Source organism: Streptomyces lydicamycinicus (genome assembly GCF_000829715.2).
Taxonomy (GTDB): Bacteria; Actinomycetota; Actinomycetes; order Streptomycetales; family Streptomycetaceae; genus Streptomyces; species Streptomyces lydicamycinicus.
This window is the reverse complement of sequence record NZ_BBNO01000001.1, coordinates 396,131-417,846: the sequence shown is the minus strand read 5'-3', so window position 1 is coordinate 417,846 and position 21,716 is coordinate 396,131. Positions and strand designations below refer to the sequence as shown.

Below are 21,716 nucleotides of genomic sequence, written 5' to 3'. Positions count from 1 at the left end.
CAGGTGGCGGCCCGGAGGAACAGGACAGGCTTCCGGCTGTGGACAACCGGGGCACGGCGCGGGTGGCGGACCGGGGATCTGCCGCATGAGGCGATCCCGGCCCGGTGCCCGGTGGCCCGGCGCCAGGTCAGTCGCGGCGGTTCAGCAGCCAGGGCTCGACGACGCCCAGGCCGCGCACCGGGCGCTGCCACATCGGCTGGAGGGCGAAGCGGTACGTCGGGGGCGGGGCGCCGGTGCCCTCCTCGGCCGCCTTCTCCGCCGCCGCGGCATCGGCCTCGGAGACCGGGGCGTCACCGATCCGGCCCAGCTCCTCGGCGAACGCCTGGTCCACCAGCACGGTGTCCTTCGGCGCTATCGACGTCAGACGGCTGGCGAGGTTGACGGTCGTGCCGAACACATCGCCCATCCGGGTCGTGACCGTGCCGAACGCGATACCGACCCGCAGCTCCGGCATCGTCTCGTCATGGGCCATCGTCTCGATCAGCCGCAGCCCGATCTCGGCGGCGATACCGGCGTCATCCGCGGCGAAGAGGACCTCGTCGCCGAGGGTCTTGATGAGCCGGCCGCCGTGCGCGGCCACCAGGTCGGAGCAGGTGGTCTCGAACGCCTCCACCAGCTCGCCCAGTTCCTCGTCCTCCAGGCGGCGGGTCAGCCGGGTGAAGCCCACCAGGTCGGCGAAGCCGACGGCCAGGCGGCGGTCGACCATCTCGGCGTCGTCCTGGGCCCGCACGACCCGGCCGGTGGCGGCGGCGAGCTGGCGCCGCCAGACGTAGACCAGGAACTCCTCCAGCTCGGGGAGCAGCAGCTCGACCAGCGGATAGGTGATCTCCGTACGGGTCAGACCGGAGTCCTGGGGCTCGGTGAGGCCCTCCAGGAAGGAGTCGATCTGCCAGTCGGCCAGTCGGGCGGTGGTCTGGCCCGTGGACCGCGCGACCTGGATGGCCATGGCCTCGCTGAGCAGACCGGCCTCGACGAGACCGGCGAGGCGGCGCAGGGCCAGCACATCGGCCTCGGTCAGGGCCTTGACCTGGCCGATGTCGGCGAAGCCCATGGCGCGCCAGAAGCGGGCCGCGAGGTCCATCGAGACGCCGGCGCCGCGGGCCGCCTGGAACGGCGTGTAGCGGCGGTCGGCGCCGAGGATGAGTTGTTCGAGGCGGACGGCGATGTTGTTCTCGTCGCCCTCGTCCCCGACCCCTGGGGGGTCGTTGACGGGGATGTTGCTCACTGCCTCGTCCTCGGTGTCCGTGTCGCGCGAGGCGGCGCCCGAGTCGTCGGCGGTCACCGGCCGCTCCCTGTCCGATCCCTGCGCACTGCCCTTCCGATCACTGCTCGCCGGTGGCCCGCTCCCTGGCGGACCGCCTCAACGATACGGCAGGTGTGCTCTGGCTCACTCTCACATGTCGGCTCTGACCAAGGAAGAGGCGGGCCCGCGTCGGCGCGGCGGGTGCCGTGATACAGGGGGCCCGAGCCGGGGGCGCCGGGCGCGGCCGGGCTCATGGTGCCGGGGAGTCGTCGCCTCCGGGCCGCCGGGACGCCGTGGCGCGCAGATGGATGATGTCGCCGGCGCCCACCGGATGCCGTACACCGTTCGCGGTGGCCAGGACCAGGCGGCCGTCACCGTCGATGGCCACGGCCTCGCCGGTGAGGGCGGTGTCACCGGGGAGTTCGGCGCGTACGGAGCGGCCCAGGGTGGCGCAGCCCGCCGCGTAGGTCTCCTGGAGGCGGCTGGCGCCGGGGTCGCCGACGGCGGACTGCCAGGTGGCGTACCACTCCTCCAGTGAGCGGAGCACGGCGCGCAGCAGCGGGTCGCGGTCCGTGGTGCGGGCGCCCGCCAGGGCCAGGGAGCCGGCGGTGGGTACGGGGAGTTCGCCGGCGGTGAGGGAGACGTTCAGGCCGATGCCGATGACGACGCCGGAGCCGGCCCGCTCGGCGAGGATGCCGCCCACCTTGCGCTCGCCGGTGCCGGGGGTCCCGTCCGGGCCCGCGACGTCGGCGTCCCCGGGGCAGCTGACCAGGATGTCGTTGGGCCACTTGAGGGACGTGTCGATACCGGCCGTCCGGGACAGGGCGGTGGCGGTGGCGACTCCGGTGAGCAGCGGGAGCCAGCCCCAGCGCTGCGCGGGGACACGGGGCGTGAGGTAGACGGAGAAGAAGAGGCCGGAGCGCGGGGGCGCCGACCAGCTGCGGTTGAGCCGGCCGCGGCCGGCGGACTGTTCCTCGGCCACCAGGACGGCGCCTTCCTCGGCCTTCCCCTCGGCCGCGCGGGCCGCCAGGTCGGTGTTGGTGGAGCCGGTGGCGGGGACGACGTCCAGGGCGGTCCAGAGCCCACCGGGGCGCACCAGGGCGCGGCGCAACGCCGTGGCGTTCAGCGGCGGGCGGCTCAGGTCGCTCCAGCGGCCGGCATCTTTGTCCTGGTTTTCCGGTGGTTGAGGTGTCATGGGATCAGCCTAGGTGTGGTCAACGACGCAGTGCCGCTGAGCAGTCCCGCCGATACGCTACGGATCGGTAGCCAAACCCGTACCACCCTCAGTACGAGCACCAGTCCAGGACGAGCAGGAGCCGCATCCCGATGTCCGAGCCGGAAGCAAACATCCACACCACCGCGGGCAAGTTGGCGGATCTGCAACGGCGGGTCGAAGAAGCCACCCATGCCGGTTCCGCCCGTGCCGTGGAAAAGCAGCACGCGAAGGGCAAGTTGACGGCGCGTGAGCGCATCGATCTGCTGCTGGACGAGGGCTCGTTCGTCGAGCTGGACGAGTTCGCGCGGCACCGGTCGACCAATTTCGGGCTGGAGCAGACCCGCCCCTACGGCGACGGTGTGGTGTCCGGCTACGGCACGGTCGACGGCCGTCCGGTCGCGGTCTTCTCCCAGGACTTCACGGTCTTCGGCGGGGCGCTGGGCGAGGTCTTCGGCGAGAAGATCGTCAAGGTGATGGACTTCGCGCTCAAGACCGGCTGCCCGGTCATCGGCATCAACGACTCCGGCGGCGCGCGCATCCAGGAGGGCGTGGCCTCGCTGGGCATGTACGGCGAGATCTTCCGCCGCAACACCCATGCCTCCGGCGTGATCCCGCAGATCAGCCTGATCGTCGGCCCGTGTGCGGGCGGTGCGGTCTACTCCCCCGCCATCACCGACTTCACGGTCATGGTGGACCAGACCTCGCACATGTTCATCACCGGTCCCGACGTCATCAAGACGGTGACCGGCGAGGATGTCGGCTTCGAGGAGCTGGGCGGCGCCCGTACGCACAACACCACCTCGGGCGTGGCGCACCACATGGCGGGCGACGAGAAGGACGCCATCGAGTACATCAAGGGGCTGCTCTCCTACCTGCCGTCCAACAACCTCTCCGAGGCGCCCGCCTTCCCGGAGGAGGCGGACCTGGAGACCTCGGACACCGACCGCGAGCTGGACGCCCTGATCCCGGACTCGGCCAATCAGCCGTACGACATGCATGTCGCGATCGAGCATGTCCTGGACGACCACGAATTCCTGGAGACCCAGGCACTGTTCGCGCCGAACATCCTGACCGGCTTCGGGCGGGTCGAGGGCCATGCGGTCGGGGTGGTCGCCAACCAGCCGATGCAGTTCGCGGGCATCCTGGACATCAAGGCCTCGGAGAAGGCCGCGCGCTTCGTGCGGACCTGCGACGCGTTCAACGTCCCGGTGATCACCTTTGTGGACGTGCCCGGCTTCCTGCCCGGCACCGACCAGGAGTACGACGGGATCATCCGGCGCGGCGCCAAGCTGATCTACGCGTACGCGGAGGCCACCGTCCCACTGATCACGGTCATCACGCGCAAGGCGTTCGGTGGCGCGTACGACGTCATGGGCTCCAAGCACCTGGGCGCGGACCTCAACCTGGCCTGGCCGACCGCGCAGATCGCCGTCATGGGCGCCCAGGGCGCGGTCAACATCCTGCACCGCCGCACGCTGGCCGCGATCGAGGACCCGGCCGCACAGGACGAGCGGCGCCAGGAGCTGATCCAGGAGTACGAGGACACCCTGCTCAACCCGTACGTCGCGGCCGAGCGCGGGTACATCGACGCGGTGATCATGCCGTCCGAGACGCGCCGGCACATCGTCCGCGGGCTGCGCACCCTGCGGAACAAGCGCGAGGCGCTGCCGCCGAAGAAGCACGGCAACATCCCGCTCTGACCGGCAGAACCAGCGGAACCAGCGAAGGGAGCCGTTCTCGATGATCAAGGTCGTACGGGGCAATCCGACCCCTGAGGAGCTGGCCGCCGCACTGGCGGTGGTTCAGGCCCGCGCGGCGGCCGCCGCGGCCGTCGCGCCCGGAAAGCCGGATCACGGCAGCGAGTGGTCGGACCCCGCGTCCACGGTTCCGGCACGGGCCCGTATGCCGCACCCGGGACCGCGGGCCTGGCGGACGAGCTACTGGCCGCACTGACCGGTTCACACCGGGTGGCCACCGGGCCGCCAGGTCGGTGCATAGTGCATTGACTAGTCCCTTTACACCGTGGCGCCTGAGTACGCGTACTCAGGCGCCACGGGCGTCATGGGCACAGGATCGATACATGCTGTGGTCAGATCCGCCCGATGAGCCTCCTGAGGAGCTGCGCGATGTGCAGGCCAAGCTCCGCCGGATGGGCATCGTGCTGGCCGTGGCCGTGGTGGTGCTGATGGTCCTGCTCGCGGGGCGGTAGCCGTCCCCGTATGCGGACACCTCGCTGTTCCCGCTTTCGGAGAGGCAACGCTCACAGTTCCCTTCTGCAACCGCTTCCCCCGATTTCGCTTCTTTCTCTCTTGACAGCGCAATTCGGGCGCCCTGCCGCACGGGCGGCAGCCGGACGGGAGTGGGAGAGCGATGAACAGGCCGCTGCGGCATATAGCCGTCTTCTGCGGGGTGCTGGTGCTGGCCCTGCTGGCGCGTGCGACATGGGTCCAGTTCGTCCAGGCCGACGAGCTCGCCAACGACCCGCACAACCGCCGCGTCAAGATCGAGGCGTTCTCCTACCCGCGCGGCAACATCATCGTCGGCGGCAAGCCGGTCACCGGCTCGGTGGCGACCTCCGGTGACTTCAAGTACAAGCGGACGTACAAGGACGGCCCGATGTACGCGCCGGTCACCGGCTTCGCCTCCCAGGCCCAGGGGACGACCTTCCTGGAAGGCATCTACAACAAGGTGCTCAGCGGCAAGGACGACCGGCTCGCCCTCAAGAACGCCAAGGACATCCTCACCGGCGAGAAGCCGCGCGGCGGCGATGTGATCACCACCATCGACCCCAAGGCGCAGAAGGCCGCGTACAAGGGCCTGACCGACCTCAACGCCAAGGGCGCGGTGGTCGCGCTCGACCCGCGCAACGGCAGGGTCCTCGCCCTCGCCTCCACCCCCTCCTACGACCCGTCGGTCTTCACCGGCATCTCCAACGCCGAGGGCCGGAAGTTCAAGGCGCTGGACTCCGACAAGACCAAGCCGCTGAACAACCGGGCGCTGCGCGAGACCTACCCCCCGGGCTCCACCTTCAAGATCCTCACCGCGGCGGCGGCCCTGGAGCACGGCGTGGTCTCCGACATCAACGCGTCGTCGGGCGCACCCGCCCCGTACCAGCTGCCGCAGAGCACCACGAAGGTCGGGAACGATGTCGCGGGCGCGCCCTGCGACAAGGCCTCGCTGAAGACCGGTATGCAGTGGTCCTGCAACAACGTCTTCCTCGACGCCGCGCTCAAGGTCGGCAAGGACAAGATGCGCGAGACCGCCCAGAAGTTCGGTTTCAACGAGAACGTCTACGACGAGGACCTCGGCGACCTGCTGGCCACCAAGAGCCTCTACCCGGAGAAGCTCGACAAGCCGCAGACCGCGCTGACCGGTATGGGCCAGGGCAGCCTCACCAGCACGCCGATGCAGATGGCGATGGTGGTCGCGGGTCTCGCCAATGACGGCAAGGTGATGATGCCGCACCTGGTCGACGAGGTGCGCGGCTCCGACCTGTCGACGCTGGAGAAGGCCGAGCCGAAGATGATGTCCCAGGCCGTCTCCGCCGACACCGCGAAGAAGGTGCAGGAGATGATGGAGTACACCGTCAACGAGGGCACCGCCGAGAAGGCCGCGATCGACGGGGTGACCGTCGGCGGCAAGACCGGTACCGCCCAGCACGGCGCGAACGTCAACGACGAGCGTCCCTACGCCTGGTTCGTCTCCTACGCCAAGCAGAGCGACGGCAGCTCCCCGGTCGCGGTCGCCGTCTTCGTCGACCCCTCGGACATGGACATCCCCCGGTCGGAGATCGCCGGCGGCAAGCTGGGCGGGCCGATCGCGAAGTCGGTGATGGAGGCGGTGCTCAACAAGTAGTCCGGGGCCGCCGCGGCGGCGGGGGCTCCGTACGATGGCGGGCATGACCGAAGAGTCCCGCCCCCGCCGCCTCGTCCTCGCCTCCCAGTCCCCCGCCCGACTGGCCCTGCTGCGCCAGGCCGGACTGGCCCCCGAGGTCATCGTCAGCGGGGTCGATGAGGACGCGCTCACCGCGCCCACGCCCGGTGAGCTGGCCCGCGTACTGGCCGAGGCCAAGGCCGAGGCGGTGGCCGGCCGCCCGGAGGCGGCCGGCGCCCTGGTCGTCGGCTGTGACTCGGTCCTGGAGCTGGACGGGCGGGCGCTCGGCAAGCCCGCCGACGCCGAGGACGCCACCGCCCGCTGGAAGTCCATGCGCGGCCGGTCCGGCGTCCTGCAGACCGGCCACTGCGTGATCGACACCGCGACCGGCCGCCGGGTGGCGGCCACCGCCTCGACCACGGTCCGTTTCGGCGAGCCGTCCGACGAGGAGATCGCCGCCTACGTGGAAAGCGGCGAACCGCTGTTCGTCGCCGGCGCCTTCACCCTCGACGGCCGCTCCGCCCCCTTCATCGACGGTATCGACGGCGACCCCGGCAATGTCATCGGCCTCTCCCTGCCGCTGCTGCGCCGGCTGCTCGCCGACCTGGACGTGGCGATCACTGAGCTGTGGACCTGAGCGGCGCAGGCTGCGCCGGGCGGCCCGCGCCGGGGTGCGGCCGGCGGCGGTAAAGACCGGAACTCGCGGGCGTCCGGCGCCTACGCTGCCCCCATGGCAACCGTTGTCGAGCTGATCAGCTACCCCGTCAAGGGCTGCGCCGGCGTCCCGGCGACCGAGGCGGAACTCACCCCGGCCGGCCTCCCCCACGACCGCAGCTTCCTGGTCGTCGGCCCCGGAGGCGTCTTCCGGAGCCAGCGCAAGGACCCCCGGCTGGCGGTGATCCGGCCGGAGGTCAGCGCCGACGGGGCGCACCTCACCCTGCACGCGCCGGGCAGCGCCCCCCACCGCCTGGACATCGACCCCGGGACCGGCTCGACGGCCAGGACCGAGGTCGAGATGTTCGGTACGCCGTACCGCGCGGTGGACCAGGGGGACCGCGTGGCCGGGTGGCTGTCCGACGTGCTGGGCGCGGAGAGCCGGCTGGTGCGGGTACCTCCGGAGCACGACCGGGTGACCGACGGCCTCACCCCCGGCACCTCCGGCTTCGCCGACAGCAGCGCCCTGCACATCCTCTCCCTGGCCTCCTTCGACGACCTCAACCGCCGGATCGCCGCCGCCGGGCGCCCACCGGTCCCGATGGACCGTTTCCGGCCCAACATCGTGGTGGACGGCTGGGACACACCGCAGACCGAGGACCGGGTGCGGCGGGTCACGGTCGGCGGCTGCGAGCTGGGGTTCACCAAACTCGCCGTCCGCTGCGCGGTCACCCTCGTCGACCAGCGGACGGGCGGCAAGGCCGGCCCCGAACCGCTGCGCACGCTCGCCGCGTACCGGCGGGTGCCCGAGGGCGGGGTGGCGTTCGGATCGAAGTTCTCGGTGCTGGCGACCGGAAAGGTGGCGGTGGGCGACGCATTCGAGGTCACCGAGTGGGGAACCGATTGACCCGAAACGACTCGATCGCCCCGGTCGGGTCCGTCATGAGGAGTCCGCACCATGCCGAAGATCCTGCTCATCGCCGGTGACGCCACCGAGGACCTGGAGTTCTTCTACCCCTACCAGCGGCTGCTGGAGGAGGGTTACGAGCCCTGCATCGCGGCCCTCACCCGCAAGAAGCTCCAGTTCGTCGTCCATGACTTCGTCGACAACTTCGACACCTACGTCGAACGCGAGGGCCACTCCTGGCCGTCCGACCTCGCGCTGTCCGAGGTCGATCCGGCCGACTACGCGGCGCTGGTGCTCCCCGGCGGCCGGGCACCCGAATACCTCCGCAACGACCCCGACTACCGCCGCGTCGTCACCCACTTCTTCGACGCCGACAAGCCCGTCGCCCACATCTGCCACGCGGCCCTCTCCCTGGCCCCGCTCGGCGTCCTCAAGGGCCGCCGCACCTCCGCCTACCCGGCCTGCGCACCGGACGTGGAGCTGGGCGGCGGCACCTTCGTCGACGGCGCCGCGGTGGTCGACGGCAAGGTCGTCTCGGCCCGCGCCTGGCCCGACCACCCCGAGTGGATGCGCGCGTTCCTGGAGGTGCTGCGGGAGCATGCGCCGGTGAAGTAGCGGGCGGGCGGGGAGGGCGGCGCTTGGAGGGCGGGGGTCAGAACACCGGCAGGGCGTAGAGCGAGTCGTCGTTCATGACGAAGACGCGGTTGCCGTCGGCCACCAGCCACTGGCGGTCGGCCTCGCCCACCTCATACGTCGCCATCCGGTGTCCGTCCTCCATGCGCACCGCACTGACTTCGTTGAACGTGTCGGCCGCGATCGCCCAGAGGGCGTTCCCCTGGGCGACGACGGGCGTGTGGATGTTGGAGGTCGCGCGGAGCTGAAAGCCCTCGCTGCCGTCGCTGCGCTCGTCTTTGTCGGGGAGGGAGGATGCGTCGTCGCTGTAGCCCTGGTTCGTGACGTACAGGGACCAGCGGCCGAGCAGATAGCGCGAGGTCTCCGCCCCGGCCAGGAACCGGCCGGGGTCGGCGCCCGGCAGCGGCGCGCCGATCAGGACCGTACGGTCGCCGTCCACGCTCCGTCCGATGAACCGCCGTTCCGGTACGGGTATGCCGGACGCCTCGTCATCCAGCCCCCGCAGCACCGTGTAGGGGCCTATGGCGCTCCCGCGCGCCCGCCCCCCGCACCCGCACCCGCAACAGATGCAGGCATGCACCCCATCCCCCGTGTGTCCTACGACATCGCGCGAAGAGCCTACCTGGGCGTGCCGCACGGCCCCGAGGGGGGCGATCCGCCCCGGGGCAAGGGGAGTTGGGGGCCGGCCGGGGCTGCTCGGCCCCGTCGGCGGACGGGAGGCGAGGGGGTCAGGCGGACGTGGGGGCCACCGGCGGTGCGCCGTTCGGGGTGTTTTCCGCGTTTCCGTGCGGATCCCCCGAAAAGCCCTCGCCGTACGCCATCAGCGTCAGCACCAGCAGCCCCAGCACGGCCATCATCGCGAGGAAGGCGACCCAGCCGACCAGGCCGACGGCGAAGGCGCCCAGCATGCCGTGCACCACCGCGCAGCTGATGAGGGCGATACGGGTGAAACCGCCGGGGGCGCGGTCACGCAGGGCGCAGCGGAGCAGGACCACGGCACAGAACAGCAGGTAGAGGCCGAAGAGAATGCCCCCCACCCAGGAGCCGGTGGACATCGCGCGGGGCTGGAGTCCGGCCAGCGACATCTGCTGGCGGTCCACGACGATGCTCAGAATCCAGTTCAGCAGCACGATCCCGAACGCCTCCAGGATCAGTACCACCGCCGCGGCCAAGGCCACCGGCCGTCGTGCCACCCGCACCCCGTCCACCCACTTCCGCCGATCGCCCAGCCCGATGCGCCATGTGGGCGCCTGTTGCCGCCGTTACCCCGGTTACTGCGGGTACAGAAGACATCGGGCACGCTACTAATGGGTAATAGCTGGGGCAAGGGTTGTGCACGGGTCGGTGTGGACGACTGCGGGCAAGAGGGCGACGGCGCGCCGACGGACGGAGTCGACCGCAAAGTTTCCTTCGCCCATTCGTAGGGACTCCACAAAGAATTGACGATCCGCTGGACGCCCGAAGTTCGAGACCTAGGCCACACCAGGCCCCGAGCCGGAGCCCAGGAATCCGGGCCTACCCTGGGATACCAGGGGACTTAGGTTCCTCACTGGCGCCCCGGGCACACTCCGTGTGGGCAAGCTCACCCCAGGGAACGGGTCGGCACGCGGTGTCGCCAGTCCCTAAAATCGCCGCATCCAATAGATGCGGCGAAGCGCCAAGGAAGGACCCATCGTGCGCAAGGTGCTCATCGCCAACCGTGGCGAAATCGCTGTTCGCGTTGCCCGTGCATGCCGGGACGCGGGGATCGGCAGCGTAGCCGTCTACGCCGACCCCGACCGGGACGCACTGCACGTACGCGCGGCAGACGAGGCGTACGCCTTGGGCGGTGACACTCCTGCCACCAGTTACCTGGACATCGCCAAGGTCCTGGCTGCCGCCGCCGATTCGGGCGCGGACGCCATCCACCCCGGGTACGGCTTCCTGTCGGAGAACGCCGAGTTCGCCCAGGCCGTCCTGGATGCCGGGCTGACGTGGATCGGCCCGCCCCCGCAGGCCATCCGTGACCTCGGCGACAAGGTCGCCGCGCGGCACATCGCCCAGCGGGCCGGTGCACCGCTGGTCGCCGGCACGCCCGACCCGGTCTCCGGCTCGGAGGAGGTCGTGGCCTTCGCCAAGGAGCACGGCCTGCCCATCGCGATCAAGGCGGCCTTCGGTGGCGGCGGCCGCGGTCTGAAGGTGGCCCGGACCCTCGAAGAGGTTCCGGAGCTGTATGACTCCGCGGTGCGCGAGGCGGTGGCCGCGTTCGGCCGCGGCGAGTGCTTCGTCGAGCGTTACCTGGACCGTCCGCGGCATGTCGAGACCCAGTGCCTGGCCGACAAGCACGGCAATGTGGTCGTGGTCTCGACCCGTGACTGCTCGCTCCAGCGCCGCCACCAGAAGCTGGTGGAGGAGGCCCCGGCCCCGTTCCTGACGCAGGAGCAGAACGCCGAGCTGTACCGCGCGTCCAAGGCCATCCTCAAGGAGGCCGGCTACGAGGGCGCCGGCACCTGCGAATTCCTGGTCGGCCAGGACGGCACGATCTCCTTCCTGGAGGTCAACACCCGGCTCCAGGTCGAGCACCCGGTCACCGAGGAGGTCACCGGCCTGGACCTGGTCCGGGAGATGTTCCGGATCGCCGACGGCGAGAAGCTCGGCTACGACGACCCGGCGGTCCGCGGCCACTCCTTCGAGTTCCGGATCAACGGCGAGGACCCGGGCCGCAACTTCCTCCCGGCCCCCGGCACGGTCACGAAGTTCGACGCGCCGTCCGGCCCCGGCGTCCGCCTGGACGCGGGCGTGGAGTCCGGCAGCGTCATCGGCCCGGCCTGGGACTCGCTGCTGGCCAAGCTGATCGTCACCGGTGCCACGCGTCAGCAGGCCCTCCAGCGCGCCGCGCGGGCGCTGGCGGAGTTCACCGTCGAGGGCATGGCCACCGCCATCCCCTTCCACCGCACGGTCGTCCAGGACCCGGCGTTCGCCCCCGAACTCACCGGCTCCGCCGACCCGTTCACGGTCCACACCCGCTGGATCGAGACCGAGTTCGTCAACGAGATCCCCCCGTTCACCGCACCGGGCGCGGACGAGGGCGAGGCCGACAGCCGCGAGACGGTCGTCGTCGAGGTCGGCGGCAAGCGCCTGGAGGTCTCGCTGCCGTCCTCGCTGGGCATGCCGCTGGCCCGGGCCGCGGTCGCCGGCGGTGCCAAGCCGAAGCGGAAGGCCGCCAAGAAGTCCGGCAGCGCCGCCTCCGGCGATGCGCTCGCCTCCCCGATGCAGGGCACCATCGTCAAGGTCGCCGTCGAGGAGGGCCAGCAGGTCACCGAGGGCGAGCTGGTCGTCGTCCTGGAGGCCATGAAGATGGAGCAGCCGCTCAACGCGCACCGCTCCGGCACCATCAAGGGCCTGACCGCCGAGGTCGGCGCGGCGCTCACGTCCGGCGCGGTGATCTGCGAGATCAAGGACTGACCCGACGGCATTCCGCCAGACGGACGAGGGGCTCCCGGCACACCGCCGGAAGCCCCTCGCGTCCGTTCAGGGCACCCTAGGGCCTGTCTTCAAGGTCCCGCCTGCCTCGCGGGCGAACGACGGGACTTTGAGGACAGGCCCTAGGAGTTCCCCACCACATCATCCGGAAAGCTCAGCGACCGGCCCATCCATTCGAGCGCGGCGGGCAGTTCGCGTCGCCAGGTGGCGAAGTTGTGGCTGCCGTGGTTGAGGACGACGGACTCCGCCCTCATCGGCGGTTTGACGGCATCGAGGAAGGCCCTGGCCGCCGGATAGTTCTTCTCGCCGGTGCGGCTGGTGCCCACCAGGACACTCACCCGGGGCGCGGGCAGATGCCGCAGACGCCACATCAGGTCGTATTCCTGGCGGCGGCGCACCCGGTCCCGCCCCTCGCCGAAGAGGTTGCCGGTGGTGGGGTCGTTGCTGACCTTGTAGTCGGGCGACAGGGCGGCCGCCGCGGTGTACGTACGGTCATGCCGCATGGCGAGCTGGAGGGCGCAGCTGCCGCCCGAGGAGTAGCCCAGCAGGCCCCAGGCGCCGGGGTCGTGGCCGACGCGGTAGTGCGAACGGAGCGCGTCCGGCACATCGCGGGCGAAGAACGTCTCGGCCTGCGGTCCGCCCGGCACATCGACGCACTGGGTGTCGCGGGGCGGGGCGATGGTGGGCCGCAGCATCACGATGACCGTCGGCTGCATCTTGCCGGCCCGGATCAGCCGCCCGGCGGTCTGCGGCAGCCGCAGATGCTGGCCCAGCAGGAAGATGCCGCCGGGGTAGCCGCTGAGCGCGACGACGACGGGGAACCGCTGGCGGTCGTATCCGTGCTGGAAGTACTGCGGCGGCAGATAGACGTACGCCGGGTTCACCGCCCGGGTCCGCTTCCCGACGATCCGTACGGTCTCGACCTTCCCCGCCTGCTCCGGCGCCCCCTTCGGCAGCCCGTGCACCTTGTCCAGCCCCTCCGGCCCCGAGGGCTGCACCAGGCCCTTCGACGGGTCGCCGACCGGCCCGGCCGTCCCCTGGTCGCCCCATTTGCCGACGGCGGCCGGGGCGTCGTCGTACAGGCCGAGCAGTTCGTGCCACGACCCGTAGAACTGGAAGTTGGCGTTCACCACGAGGCCGAGCGCCGCGACGATGGCCAGCTGGGTCGCGAAGATCGAGCCGAGCCGCCCCAGCAGCGCCCGCGGCCCGCGCCCGGCGAACCGCGGCCACAGCCAGAGCGTGAGGCCCACACAGACCACGGCGACCGCGATCATGGCGTACAACAGCGATCGGCTGGTCAGTCCCATGACGTCTTCCCCAGATGTCCCGCGCCGCGCCCGCATCCCCGGCGGTCCGTCACGGCGTCCTCCCGGCCCTCCGGAAGACCCCGGAAAACCTCATTGCGCCTGGTTTGATGGCGCTTGCCGGCCCGGCGTTGCGGGGCCGCCGAGGTGTTCGGCCACATGCCCACCGGGGGATGCCGGGACTTCATCCCCGGTCTGCCGGACGGCCACCGGGCGGGCGCGACGGGGGCGTTCCAGCCATACGGAGGTACTCTCCGATAAGCCTTGCCCACCGCACCGGGACAGCCGCCGAGGACGCAATGGCATCCTGGAGCCACCGGGCCGCAACCGGCCGGGTCGAGGGAGGACGGCGATGGCGACCGAGACGGCAGGGCAGCCGCAGACGACGAGCACGGCGGCGACCGCACCGGCGCGGACGCCTGACGTACGCCCCATGCGGGCCGATGCCCGCCGCAATTACGAGCGGCTGCTGACCGAGGCCCGTACGGCCTTCACCGAGCACGGCACGGACACCTCGCTGGAGGACATCGCCCGCCGCGCCGGCGTCGGCATCGGCACCCTCTACCGCCACTTCCCCAACCGGACCGCCCTGATGGGCGCGGTCTTCCAGGGAGAGGTGGACGCCCTCCTGGCGCACGCCAGGGAACTGGCCGACGCGCCGCAGCCGTGCGCCGCACTGGTCGAATGGCTGCGCGCGATCATCACCCACGCCACCACCTACCGCGGGCTGTCCCGCGCACTGATGACGGCATCGGCGGACGACAGCTCGGGCATGGCCCGGTGCAGCGTGCCGATGCGGGAGGCCGGCGGTGCGCTGCTGACCCGCGCCCAGCAGGCCGGGGCCGTACGCCCGGATGTGAGCATCAGCGATCTGATGCAGCTGACCAACGGCATCGCACTGGCCGTCGAGGAATCCCCGGACGACCCCAAGCTCGCCGACCGGCTGCTGACGCTCACGCTGCGCGGGCTGAAGGGGGAGAACCACTGAGCAGCGGTCCCCCGCGCCGGGCCGGCGCGCCACGGTGACGCGCCCCCGACATCTGCCTCAGCGCCGCCGCGGTGCCAGATCGGCGACCCGGCCGCCGGAGGCCTCACTCAGGGACGGTGCCGAGCGGAGCTGTGGCCCACCGGCCCCGCCGCCCGGCGCATGGCTGCGCCGCTGACCCGGGAGCGGGACGTCCCGCCGGGGTCCTCTACGGTCCCCCGGGCCACCGTCCCGCCCCGGCTGCCCCGGCTGCCCCGGCCCGTGGCCCACGCCCGAACCGTTGGCGACGGCGATCTGGACGCCCTGATCGGCCAGCGCCTGGAGTTCCGTGGCGGCGCGGTCGTCATGGCCCGGCGGCTCGTCCGTGACCAGCCGCGTGATCACATCCGTGGGCACGGTCTGGAACATGGTGTCGGAGCCGAGCTTGGTGTGGTCGGCGAGCACCACCACCTCCCCCGCCGCCTGCACCAGCGCCCGGTCGACGCTGGCGGAGAGCATGTTGGACGTGGACAGACCGCGCTCGGCGGTCAGCCCGCTGCCCGACAGGAAGGCGCGGGAGACCCGCAGGCCCTGGAGGGACTGTTCGGCACCGCTGCCGACCAGCGCGTAGTTGGAGCCGCGCAGGGTGCCGCCGGTCATCACGACCTCGACGCGGTTGGCATGGGCCAACGCCTGGGCGACCAGCAGGGAGTTGGTGACGACGGTCAGCCCGGGGACCCGCGCGAGCCGGCGGGCCAGCTCCTGCGTGGTCGTTCCCGCGCCGACGACGATGGCCTCGCCCTCTTCGACGAAGCCGGCCGCGAGATCGGCGATGGCCGTCTTCTCCGCGGTCGCTAGATGGGATTTCTGTGGGAATCCTGATTCGCGGGTAAAGCCTCCCGGCAGGACCGCACCGCCGTGCCGGCGGTCGAGCAGTCCCTCTGCCTCCAGCGCCCGCACGTCCCGCCGTACGGTTACTTCGGAGGTCTGGACGACGCGGGCGAGCTCCCGGAGCGATACGGCTCCATTGGCGCGCACCATTTCAAGGATCAATTGGCGACGTTCTGCAGCGAACACGAAACTGACAGTAACGCCAACGACCGTCTGTTTTCAGCAGGTTGCACCAATTAACGGAAGTTGTACGCACCGCGGAGCGTGACGTGGTATGCGGTATGCATATGTCGTGCGGATGTCGAACTACCGGGCGGAACGAGCCGCTTGAGCCCTGGTCAGTCGCCTTGACGGGGCCCGCGGCGGCCGGGATCGGAGCGGTCCGGTCCCGGCCCGGTGCAGGGACGTTTCATCCCCAGTGCGCACGGCGGGCACAAACATTTGAATCGGCCGCAGCCCGCCCGGCGCCCCCGGTTACTCGCTGGCGGCCTTGCGCGTGTGCAGCTGGCGGGCGACCTCGGCGATCGAGCCGGACAGCGACGGGTAGACCGTGAAGGCGTTGGCGATCTGCTCGACGGTCAGATTGTTGTCGACCGCGATCGAGATGGGATGGATCAGCTCGCTGGCGCGCGGGGAGACGACCACACCGCCGACGACGATGCCGGTGCCGGGGCGGCAGAACAGCTTCACGAAGCCGTCGCGGATGCCCTGCATCTTGGCGCGCGGGTTGCGCAGCAGCGGGAGCTTGACGACCCGGGCGTCGATCCGGCCGCTGTCGACGTCGGCCTGGGAGTAACCGACAGTGGCGATCTCCGGGTCGGTGAAGACGTTGGCGGAGACCGTCTTGAGGTTCAGCGGGGTGACCGCGTCACCGAGGAAGTGGTACATCGCGATCCGGCCCTGCATCGCGGCGACGGACGCCAGCGCGAAGACACCGGTGCAGTCGCCGGCCGCGTAGACGCCCTGGGCGGAGGTGCGGGAGACCTTGTCGGTCCAGATGTGACCGGAGTCCGTGAGCTTGACGCCGGCCGCTTCCAGGCCGATGCCCTCGGTGTTGGGGATGGAGCCGACCGCCATCAGGCAGTGCGTACCGGAGATCATGCGGCCGTCGGCCAGGGTGACCTCGACGCGGTCGCCGACCCGTTTGGCGGACTGGGCCCGGGAGCGCGACATGACGTTCATGCCGCGGCGGCGGAAGACGTCCTCCAGGACGGCGGCGGCGTCCGGGTCCTCGCCCGGCAGCACGCGGTCACGGGAGGAGACGAGGGTGACGCGGGAGCCGAGCGCCTGGTAGGCACCGGCGAACTCGGCACCGGTGACACCGGAACCGACCACGATCAGCTCTTCGGGCAGCTCGTCGAGGTCGTAGACCTGCGTCCAGTTCAGGATCCGCTCGCCGTCGGGGAGCGCGTCCGGGATCTCGCGGGGGTGCGCGCCGGTGGCGATCAGCACCGCGTCCGCGATCAGGCCCTCCGAGGTGCCGTCGGCGGCGGTGACCGTCACCTTGCGGGAGCCGTCCGGCGCCTGACCCGGCTCCAGCCGGCCGCGGCCGCGCATGACCCGGCCGCCGGCGCGGGTCACGGACGCGGTGATGTCATGCGACTGGGCGAGTGCGAGGCGCTTGACCCGTCGGTTGACCTTGCCGAGGTCGACGCCGACGACCCGGGCGGGCCGGTCCACGTGCGGGGTGTCGTCCTCGACGATGATGCCGAGCTCCTCGTAGGAGGAGTCGAAGGTGGTCATCACCTCGGCCGTGGCGATCAGAGTCTTCGACGGCACGCAGTCGGTCAGCACCGACGCCCCGCCCAGACCGTCGCAGTCGACGACGGTCACCTCCGCGCCGAGAGAAGCCGCCACCAGGGCAGCTTCGTATCCGCCGGGTCCGCCACCGATGATCACGATCCGAGTCACGTACTCCATTGTCCCGCACGCCCGTACGTCGCTCTCGCCCGGGGGCGTCCTTGGCCCCTGACGAGCACCGGAGCGCGCCGCGCCGGGTCTCCCGTCCGGACCTCCGGTACCACGAGCCCGGCGGGCAACCTCCCGTACCCTCGGAACCATGTCGCTCTACGCCGCGTACGCCGGCAACCTCGACGCGCGGCTGATGTCCCGCCGCGCACCGCACTCGCCGCTGCGCGGCACCGGCTGGCTCAGCGGCTGGCGGCTCACCTTCGGCGGCGAGCAGATGGGCTGGGAGGGCGCGCTGGCGACGGTCGTCGAAGCACCCGGCGCCCAGCTCTTCGTCGCGCTCTACGACATCGCGCCCATGGACGAGGAGTCCATGGACCGCTGGGAGGGCGTCGGCATGGACATCTACCGCCGGATGCGAGTGCGGGTGCACACCCTCGAAGGCGACGAGGCGGCGTGGATCTATGTCCTCAACGGCTATGAGGGCGGTCTGCCGTCGGCCCGCTATCTGGGCGAGATCGCGGACGCCGCGGAGTCGGCGGGCGCGCCGCACGACTATGTGATGGAGCTGCGCAAGCGGCCCTGCTGAGGGGCGGCACCGCGCCGACCGGGGCGGGCAGGCCGCCGTACGGGTGCCGCGACGCGCCCGGGAAGCTGCTTTTGGCAGATGCCACAACAATCCGATCCCAGCACCGTGAGCAGCGACATCTACGCGCGTAGGGGAATACCGGCTACCCTCGTCCGCGTGAACGCATCTGTTACTCCGGACATCGCGCGCGACCCCCAGGGTGCCGCCGCCGACGCCGCCGCCCGTCTGCGTGAGCTGACCGGCGCCGAGACCCATGACGTCGCCCTGGTGATGGGCTCCGGCTGGGCGCCGGCCGCCGAGGCCCTGGGCGCGCCCGAGCACGAATTCCCCGTCACCGAACTGCCCGGCTTCCCGGCGCCGGCCGTCGCCGGGCACGGCGGCAAGATCCGCTCGTACCAGGTCGGCGCGAAGCGGGCGCTGGTCTTCCTGGGCCGTACCCACTACTACGAAGGCCGCGGGGTCGCCGCGGTCGCGCACGGTGTCCGCACCGCCGCCGCGGCCGGCTGCAAGACCATCGTGCTCACCAACGGGTGCGGCGGTCTGCGCGAGGGCATGCGCCCCGGCCAGCCGGTCCTCATCAGCGACCACCTCAACCTGACCGCCACCTCCCCGATCGTCGGCGCGAACTTCGTCGACCTGACGGACCTGTACTCGCCGCGGCTGCGCGCGCTGTGCAAGGAGGTCGACCCGAGCCTGGAGGAGGGCGTCTACGCCCAGTTCCCCGGCCCGCACTACGAGACCCCGGCCGAGATCAAGATGATCCGGACCCTGGGCGCCGACCTGGTCGGGATGTCCACGGTCCTGGAGGCCATCGCGGCGCGCGAGGCCGGTGCCGAGGTGCTCGGGCTGTCGCTGGTGACGAACCTCGCCGCCGGCATGACGGGCGAGCCGCTCAACCACGAAGAGGTGCTGCAGGCCGGCCGCGACTCCGCGACCCGGATGGGCAGCCTGCTCGCCCAGGTGCTCGGCAAGCTCTGAGCCACCGCGGCGCCACGGCGCCGCCGGACGACGACGGCTGACGGCCACGGCGGGTGCCCCACCCGCCGGGCCGCCCCGTCCGCACCGGGCCCGCCGCCTGCCCGCCGGTCCACCCCACCGCGCGGCGCGGCCCCCCTCCGCGCGCTGCCATCCAGTGGCATTGGCCGGTTTCGCGGCTCCCCGTACCCGCGTACCGGGTATGCGTGACGAGCCGAGAGGGCCCTGCCTCCTCAGCTGTCCTCAGCGCGCCCCCCACCCGCATCCACCGTCAGGAGCATCACGTGGCTATCGATCCCGCGGAGCTGACCCACCGGGCCCAGGCATGGCTGGCCGAGGACCCCGACCCGGAGACCCGGGACGAGCTCGCCAAGCTCATCGCAGCCGAGGACACCGACGAGCTGGCCGCCCGGTTCGCCGGCACCCTCCAGTTCGGCACCGCCGGGCTGCGCGGTGAACTGGGCGCGGGCCCGATGCGGATGAACCGCTCCGTGGTCATCCGGGCCGCGGCCGGCCTCGCCGCGTACCTCAAGGCGCAGGGCGACGGCTCCGGCCTGGTGGTCATCGGCTACGACGCCCGCCACAAGAGCGCCGACTTCGCCCGTGACACGGCGGCCGTGATGGTCGGCGCGGGCCTGCGCGCCGCGGTGCTGCCGCGCCCGCTGCCCACCCCGGTCCTGGCCTTCGCGATAAGGCACCTGGGCGCGGTGGCCGGGGTCGAGGTCACCGCCAGCCACAACCCGCCGCGCGACAACGGCTACAAGGTCTACCTGGGCGACGGCTCCCAGATCGTGCCGCCCGCGGACGGCGAGATCGCCGCCGAGATCGCCGCGGTCCGCTCGCTGGCCGACGTCCCGCGCCCGGAGACCGGCTGGGAAACCCTCGACGAGACGGTCCTGGACGCCTATCTGGCGCGTACGGACGCGGTGTTGACGCCCGGCTCCCCCCGGGACACCAAGGTCGTCTACACGCCCATGCACGGCGTCGGCCGGGACACCCTCGTCGCCGCCTTCGCCCGGGCCGGATTCCCGGCGCCGACGGTCGTCGCGGAACAGGCCGAGCCGGACCCGGACTTCCCGACGGTCGCCTTCCCCAACCCGGAGGAGCCGGGCGCGATGGACCTCGCGTTCGCCACCGCCCGCGCGCAGGGCGCCGCCGGCCCCGACATCGTGATCGCCAACGACCCCGACGCGGACCGCTGCGCCGTCGCCGTCCCCGCCCCCGGCACGCCGGACGGCTGGCGGATGCTGCGCGGCGACGAGGTCGGCGCGCTGCTCGCCGCCCACCTGGTGCGCAAGCGGGCGGCCGGCACGTTCGCGACGACCATCGTCTCCTCCCAGCTGATGTCCCGTATCGCGGCCGCCGCCTCGCTCCCGTACGAGGAGACGCTGACCGGCTTCAAGTGGCTGGCCCGGGTGGACGGTCTGCGGTACGCCTTCGAGGAGGCGCTCGGCTACTGCGTCGATCCGGCGGGCGTCCGCGACAAGGACGGCATCACCGCTGCCCTGCTGATCACCGAGCTGGCCGCGGAACTCAAGCAGTCCGGGCGCACCCTCGGCGACCTGCTCGACGACCTCGCGCTGGAACACGGGCTGCACGCCACCGACCAGCTCTCGGTCCGCGTCGAGGACCTGTCGCTGATCGCCGACGCCATGCGCAGGCTGCGCGAGCAGCCGCCGACCGCGCTGGCGGGCCTGACCGTGACCCGCGCCGACGATCTGAACCGGGGCACGGAGACGCTGCCGCCGACCGACGGGCTGCGCTACTACCTGTCCGGTTCGCCGGAGGCCGGGATCGAGGCCGCCCGCGTGGTGGTCCGCCCCAGCGGCACCGAGCCCAAGCTCAAGTGCTACCTGGAGGTCGTGGTCCCGGTGTCCTCGGCCGAGGCCCTGCCCGAGGCCCGTACGAAGGCCGTCACGGCGCTCGCGTCGATCAAGCGGGATCTGGCGGGGGCAGCGGGGATCTGAGGGGGCACCACGGCGGGCCCCGGCCCCCGTATCCGCCACCCCAGGCGGGCCCGGGATCGCCCCTCCCGTACCCGCTTCCGGAGGGCGCGGGACGGCGTACCCGCCACTACCGACAGGCCCCGGATCGCCCCTCCCGTACCCGCCCACCCCCCGAAGGGGGGTGGGCGGCGGGGAAACAACAACACCTGGGTGGGCGGCGGGGAAACAACCCTGACCCTAGGGGGGCACGCCCCCAGCCCCCACCCTCCTAGGGCCCCGGCTCCCCTAGGACCCCGAGGCGGTTACCGCGCCACCATTACGGCCAGGCCCGCGGTGGCTACAGCGCCACCATCACCGCCAGCCCCACCGCGCCCACCACGAGCGGCGCGAGGACCGCGTACGACCAGCGCACCACCGGCTCGCCCTGGGCGCTCTCGCGGTGGGCCGCGCGCTCCTTGATCTCGCGCAGCTCGTCGAGGGTCTGGTCGGCCATGGCGCGCGGCACCGGGCCGGCGTCGGCGTCGAGCCCGAACCGGGGCCGGGACGCGGAGCCCCGCGCCGCCTGGCGGCTGACCTTCTTGCGCTGCCGCAGCGAAACCGGGACGGCCCACAGCTGGTACTTGCCGCCGCTGGTGAACACCTCGGCGGAGAACGCCGCCCGCAGGTCCTCGACCGCGCCCCACGGCAGCGTGATCGTACGGAACGGGTTACGCACCGTCAGCCGGTCCTCGCCCGCCCTGACCAGCGGCCGCAGGGTGAAGGCGACCACCAGCGGCACCCCGAGGAGCAGCGCGAACAGCGCCGTGAGCTTGGTGTGCACGACGCCCCGCAGCAGGGCGTCACCGCCGAGCCAGAGTCCGAGCAGGAGGAGCAGCGCGCCGCCGACGAGGGCCGCGGGCGAGCGGTAGCTGCGCTCCGCGTACTGCTGTTGAGGCGGGGAGGTCCGGTCCTGGCTCGTCATGGGGCCGATTCTGCCCGACCGTCCGGATGCCGGACATTGCGTTACGGCATCATTCGGGCGCGGGGTGCGGCCGCCCCCGGGCCCCGGTGGCGGCCTCCTCCGGCGCCCGCCACCGGGCACGTTGCCGGAATCGGCGCGGCCCGGGCCGGCCGGATTCGGACGGCTGAGGGGGATGACATGGTGCTACGCG

Annotated in this window: 20 protein-coding genes; 12 read left to right on the top strand and 8 right to left on the bottom strand. The window is 71.8% G+C overall.

Annotation, left to right across the window (positions count from 1 at the left end; translation table 11 throughout):
• Positions 1-127: 127 nt before the first annotated feature.
• Entirely contained in the window at positions 128-1,282 is a 1,155-nt protein-coding gene (locus TU31_RS01820; protein ID WP_078885504.1) for an adenylate/guanylate cyclase domain-containing protein, read from the bottom strand.
• A 211-nt stretch (positions 1,283-1,493) separates the two neighbouring features.
• Complete coding sequence (locus TU31_RS01815) at positions 1,494-2,438, bottom strand: biotin--[acetyl-CoA-carboxylase] ligase (protein ID WP_042147836.1); 945 nt, start codon at positions 2,436-2,438, stop codon at positions 1,494-1,496.
• A 131-nt stretch (positions 2,439-2,569) separates the two neighbouring features.
• On the opposite strand from TU31_RS01815, the gene TU31_RS01810 reads away from it, so the two are divergent.
• From TU31_RS01810 to TU31_RS01785, 7 genes are all read left to right on the top strand, one after another.
• A complete protein-coding gene (locus TU31_RS01810; RefSeq protein ID WP_042147833.1) occupies positions 2,570-4,159 on the top strand; it encodes an acyl-CoA carboxylase subunit beta in 1,590 nt (529 codons plus the stop codon).
• 40 nt (positions 4,160-4,199) lie between these two features.
• Entirely contained in the window at positions 4,200-4,412 is a 213-nt protein-coding gene (locus tag TU31_RS01805) for an acyl-CoA carboxylase epsilon subunit (RefSeq protein WP_042147831.1), read from the top strand.
• A gap of 127 nt (positions 4,413-4,539) precedes the next feature.
• Positions 4,540-4,668 carry a morphogenic membrane protein MmpB gene (mmpB, locus tag TU31_RS40180; protein WP_275451766.1) on the top strand — a complete coding sequence of 43 codons (129 nt, stop codon included), beginning with the start codon at positions 4,540-4,542 and terminating at the stop codon, positions 4,666-4,668.
• 161 nt (positions 4,669-4,829) lie between these two features.
• Complete coding sequence (locus tag TU31_RS01800; protein ID WP_042147828.1) at positions 4,830-6,314, top strand: peptidoglycan D,D-transpeptidase FtsI family protein; 1,485 nt, start codon at positions 4,830-4,832, stop codon at positions 6,312-6,314.
• Between the two features lie 43 nt (positions 6,315-6,357).
• Positions 6,358-6,969, top strand: coding sequence for a Maf family protein (locus TU31_RS01795; RefSeq protein WP_042147825.1), 612 nt, complete (start codon positions 6,358-6,360; stop codon positions 6,967-6,969).
• 93 nt (positions 6,970-7,062) lie between these two features.
• Positions 7,063-7,893, top strand: coding sequence for an MOSC domain-containing protein (locus TU31_RS01790; RefSeq protein ID WP_042147822.1), 831 nt, complete (start codon positions 7,063-7,065; stop codon positions 7,891-7,893).
• A gap of 51 nt (positions 7,894-7,944) precedes the next feature.
• The gene (locus TU31_RS01785; RefSeq protein ID WP_042147818.1) at positions 7,945-8,508 is read left to right on the top strand and encodes a DJ-1/PfpI family protein; all 564 of its coding nucleotides are present in this window, start codon (positions 7,945-7,947) and stop codon (positions 8,506-8,508) included.
• A gap of 37 nt (positions 8,509-8,545) precedes the next feature.
• Here the strand turns inward: TU31_RS01785 and TU31_RS39495 are convergent, their stop codons facing one another.
• The gene (locus tag TU31_RS39495) at positions 8,546-9,034 is read right to left on the bottom strand and encodes a hypothetical protein (protein WP_042147816.1); all 489 of its coding nucleotides are present in this window, start codon (positions 9,032-9,034) and stop codon (positions 8,546-8,548) included.
• Between the two features lie 220 nt (positions 9,035-9,254).
• Positions 9,255-9,719 carry a hypothetical protein gene (locus TU31_RS01775; protein ID WP_245698374.1) on the bottom strand — a complete coding sequence of 155 codons (465 nt, stop codon included), beginning with the start codon at positions 9,717-9,719 and terminating at the stop codon, positions 9,255-9,257.
• A gap of 481 nt (positions 9,720-10,200) precedes the next feature.
• Between TU31_RS01775 and TU31_RS01770 the strand changes: the two genes are divergently transcribed.
• On the top strand, positions 10,201-11,970 hold the full coding sequence (locus TU31_RS01770) for an acetyl/propionyl/methylcrotonyl-CoA carboxylase subunit alpha (RefSeq protein WP_042147810.1): 1,770 nt from the start codon (positions 10,201-10,203) through the stop codon (positions 11,968-11,970).
• A 140-nt stretch (positions 11,971-12,110) separates the two neighbouring features.
• Here TU31_RS01770 and TU31_RS01765 read toward each other — a convergent pair whose 3' ends face one another.
• Positions 12,111-13,295 carry an alpha/beta hydrolase gene (locus TU31_RS01765; protein WP_042147805.1) on the bottom strand — a complete coding sequence of 395 codons (1,185 nt, stop codon included), beginning with the start codon at positions 13,293-13,295 and terminating at the stop codon, positions 12,111-12,113.
• Positions 13,296-13,644: 349 nt separating this feature from the next.
• Between TU31_RS01765 and TU31_RS01760 the strand changes: the two genes are divergently transcribed.
• Positions 13,645-14,280: a TetR/AcrR family transcriptional regulator gene (locus tag TU31_RS01760; protein ID WP_042147802.1), complete on the top strand. Its 636-nt coding sequence runs from the start codon at positions 13,645-13,647 to the stop codon at positions 14,278-14,280.
• A 57-nt stretch (positions 14,281-14,337) separates the two neighbouring features.
• Here TU31_RS01760 and TU31_RS01755 read toward each other — a convergent pair whose 3' ends face one another.
• Both TU31_RS01755 and TU31_RS01750 read right to left on the bottom strand, forming a co-directional pair.
• Positions 14,338-15,297, bottom strand: coding sequence for a DeoR/GlpR family DNA-binding transcription regulator (locus TU31_RS01755; protein ID WP_042147798.1), 960 nt, complete (start codon positions 15,295-15,297; stop codon positions 14,338-14,340).
• Between the two features lie 324 nt (positions 15,298-15,621).
• On the bottom strand, positions 15,622-17,208 hold the full coding sequence (locus tag TU31_RS01750) for an NAD(P)H-quinone dehydrogenase (RefSeq protein ID WP_349632449.1): 1,587 nt from the start codon (positions 17,206-17,208) through the stop codon (positions 15,622-15,624).
• Here TU31_RS01750 and TU31_RS01745 point away from each other — a divergent pair.
• The 3 genes from TU31_RS01745 (at position 17,207) to TU31_RS01735 (ending at position 20,586) form a co-directional block, all read left to right on the top strand.
• Complete coding sequence (locus TU31_RS01745) at positions 17,207-17,644, top strand: gamma-glutamylcyclotransferase family protein (RefSeq protein ID WP_042147793.1); 438 nt, start codon at positions 17,207-17,209, stop codon at positions 17,642-17,644. The genes TU31_RS01750 and TU31_RS01745 overlap by 2 nt on opposite strands.
• A gap of 156 nt (positions 17,645-17,800) precedes the next feature.
• Entirely contained in the window at positions 17,801-18,622 is an 822-nt protein-coding gene (locus tag TU31_RS01740; RefSeq protein WP_042147790.1) for a purine-nucleoside phosphorylase, read from the top strand.
• A 281-nt stretch (positions 18,623-18,903) separates the two neighbouring features.
• A complete protein-coding gene (locus tag TU31_RS01735; RefSeq protein WP_042147787.1) occupies positions 18,904-20,586 on the top strand; it encodes a phospho-sugar mutase in 1,683 nt (560 codons plus the stop codon).
• Positions 20,587-20,902: 316 nt separating this feature from the next.
• Here the strand turns inward: TU31_RS01735 and TU31_RS01730 are convergent, their stop codons facing one another.
• Positions 20,903-21,526 (bottom strand): PH domain-containing protein, encoded by a 624-nt coding sequence (locus tag TU31_RS01730; protein ID WP_042147784.1) that lies wholly within the window; start codon positions 21,524-21,526, stop codon positions 20,903-20,905.
• Positions 21,527-21,716 lie beyond the last annotated feature (190 nt).

Excerpts from the sequence above, each read along its gene's own strand:
- TU31_RS01805 (WP_042147831.1), top strand. The coding sequence starts at position 4,200 with ATGATCAAGGTCGTACGGGGCAATCCGACCCCTGAGGAGCTGGCCGCC.
- TU31_RS01750 (WP_349632449.1), bottom strand. The coding sequence starts at position 17,208 with ATGGTTCCGAGGGTACGGGAGGTTGCCCGCCGGGCTCGTGGTACCGGA.
- TU31_RS01815 (WP_042147836.1), bottom strand. The coding sequence starts at position 2,438 with ATGACACCTCAACCACCGGAAAACCAGGACAAAGATGCCGGCCGCTGG.
- TU31_RS01810 (WP_042147833.1), top strand. The coding sequence starts at position 2,570 with ATGTCCGAGCCGGAAGCAAACATCCACACCACCGCGGGCAAGTTGGCG.
- TU31_RS01765 (WP_042147805.1), bottom strand. The coding sequence starts at position 13,295 with ATGGGACTGACCAGCCGATCGCTGTTGTACGCCATGATCGCGGTCGCC.
- TU31_RS01800 (WP_042147828.1), top strand. The coding sequence starts at position 4,830 with ATGAACAGGCCGCTGCGGCATATAGCCGTCTTCTGCGGGGTGCTGGTG.
- mmpB (WP_275451766.1), top strand. The coding sequence starts at position 4,540 with ATGCTGTGGTCAGATCCGCCCGATGAGCCTCCTGAGGAGCTGCGCGAT.
- TU31_RS01730 (WP_042147784.1), bottom strand. The coding sequence starts at position 21,526 with ATGACGAGCCAGGACCGGACCTCCCCGCCTCAACAGCAGTACGCGGAG.
- TU31_RS01795 (WP_042147825.1), top strand. The coding sequence starts at position 6,358 with ATGACCGAAGAGTCCCGCCCCCGCCGCCTCGTCCTCGCCTCCCAGTCC.
- TU31_RS01745 (WP_042147793.1), top strand. The coding sequence starts at position 17,207 with ATGTCGCTCTACGCCGCGTACGCCGGCAACCTCGACGCGCGGCTGATG.
- TU31_RS01760 (WP_042147802.1), top strand. The coding sequence starts at position 13,645 with ATGGCGACCGAGACGGCAGGGCAGCCGCAGACGACGAGCACGGCGGCG.
- TU31_RS01755 (WP_042147798.1), bottom strand. The coding sequence starts at position 15,297 with ATGGTGCGCGCCAATGGAGCCGTATCGCTCCGGGAGCTCGCCCGCGTC.
- TU31_RS01790 (WP_042147822.1), top strand. The coding sequence starts at position 7,063 with ATGGCAACCGTTGTCGAGCTGATCAGCTACCCCGTCAAGGGCTGCGCC.
- TU31_RS01785 (WP_042147818.1), top strand. The coding sequence starts at position 7,945 with ATGCCGAAGATCCTGCTCATCGCCGGTGACGCCACCGAGGACCTGGAG.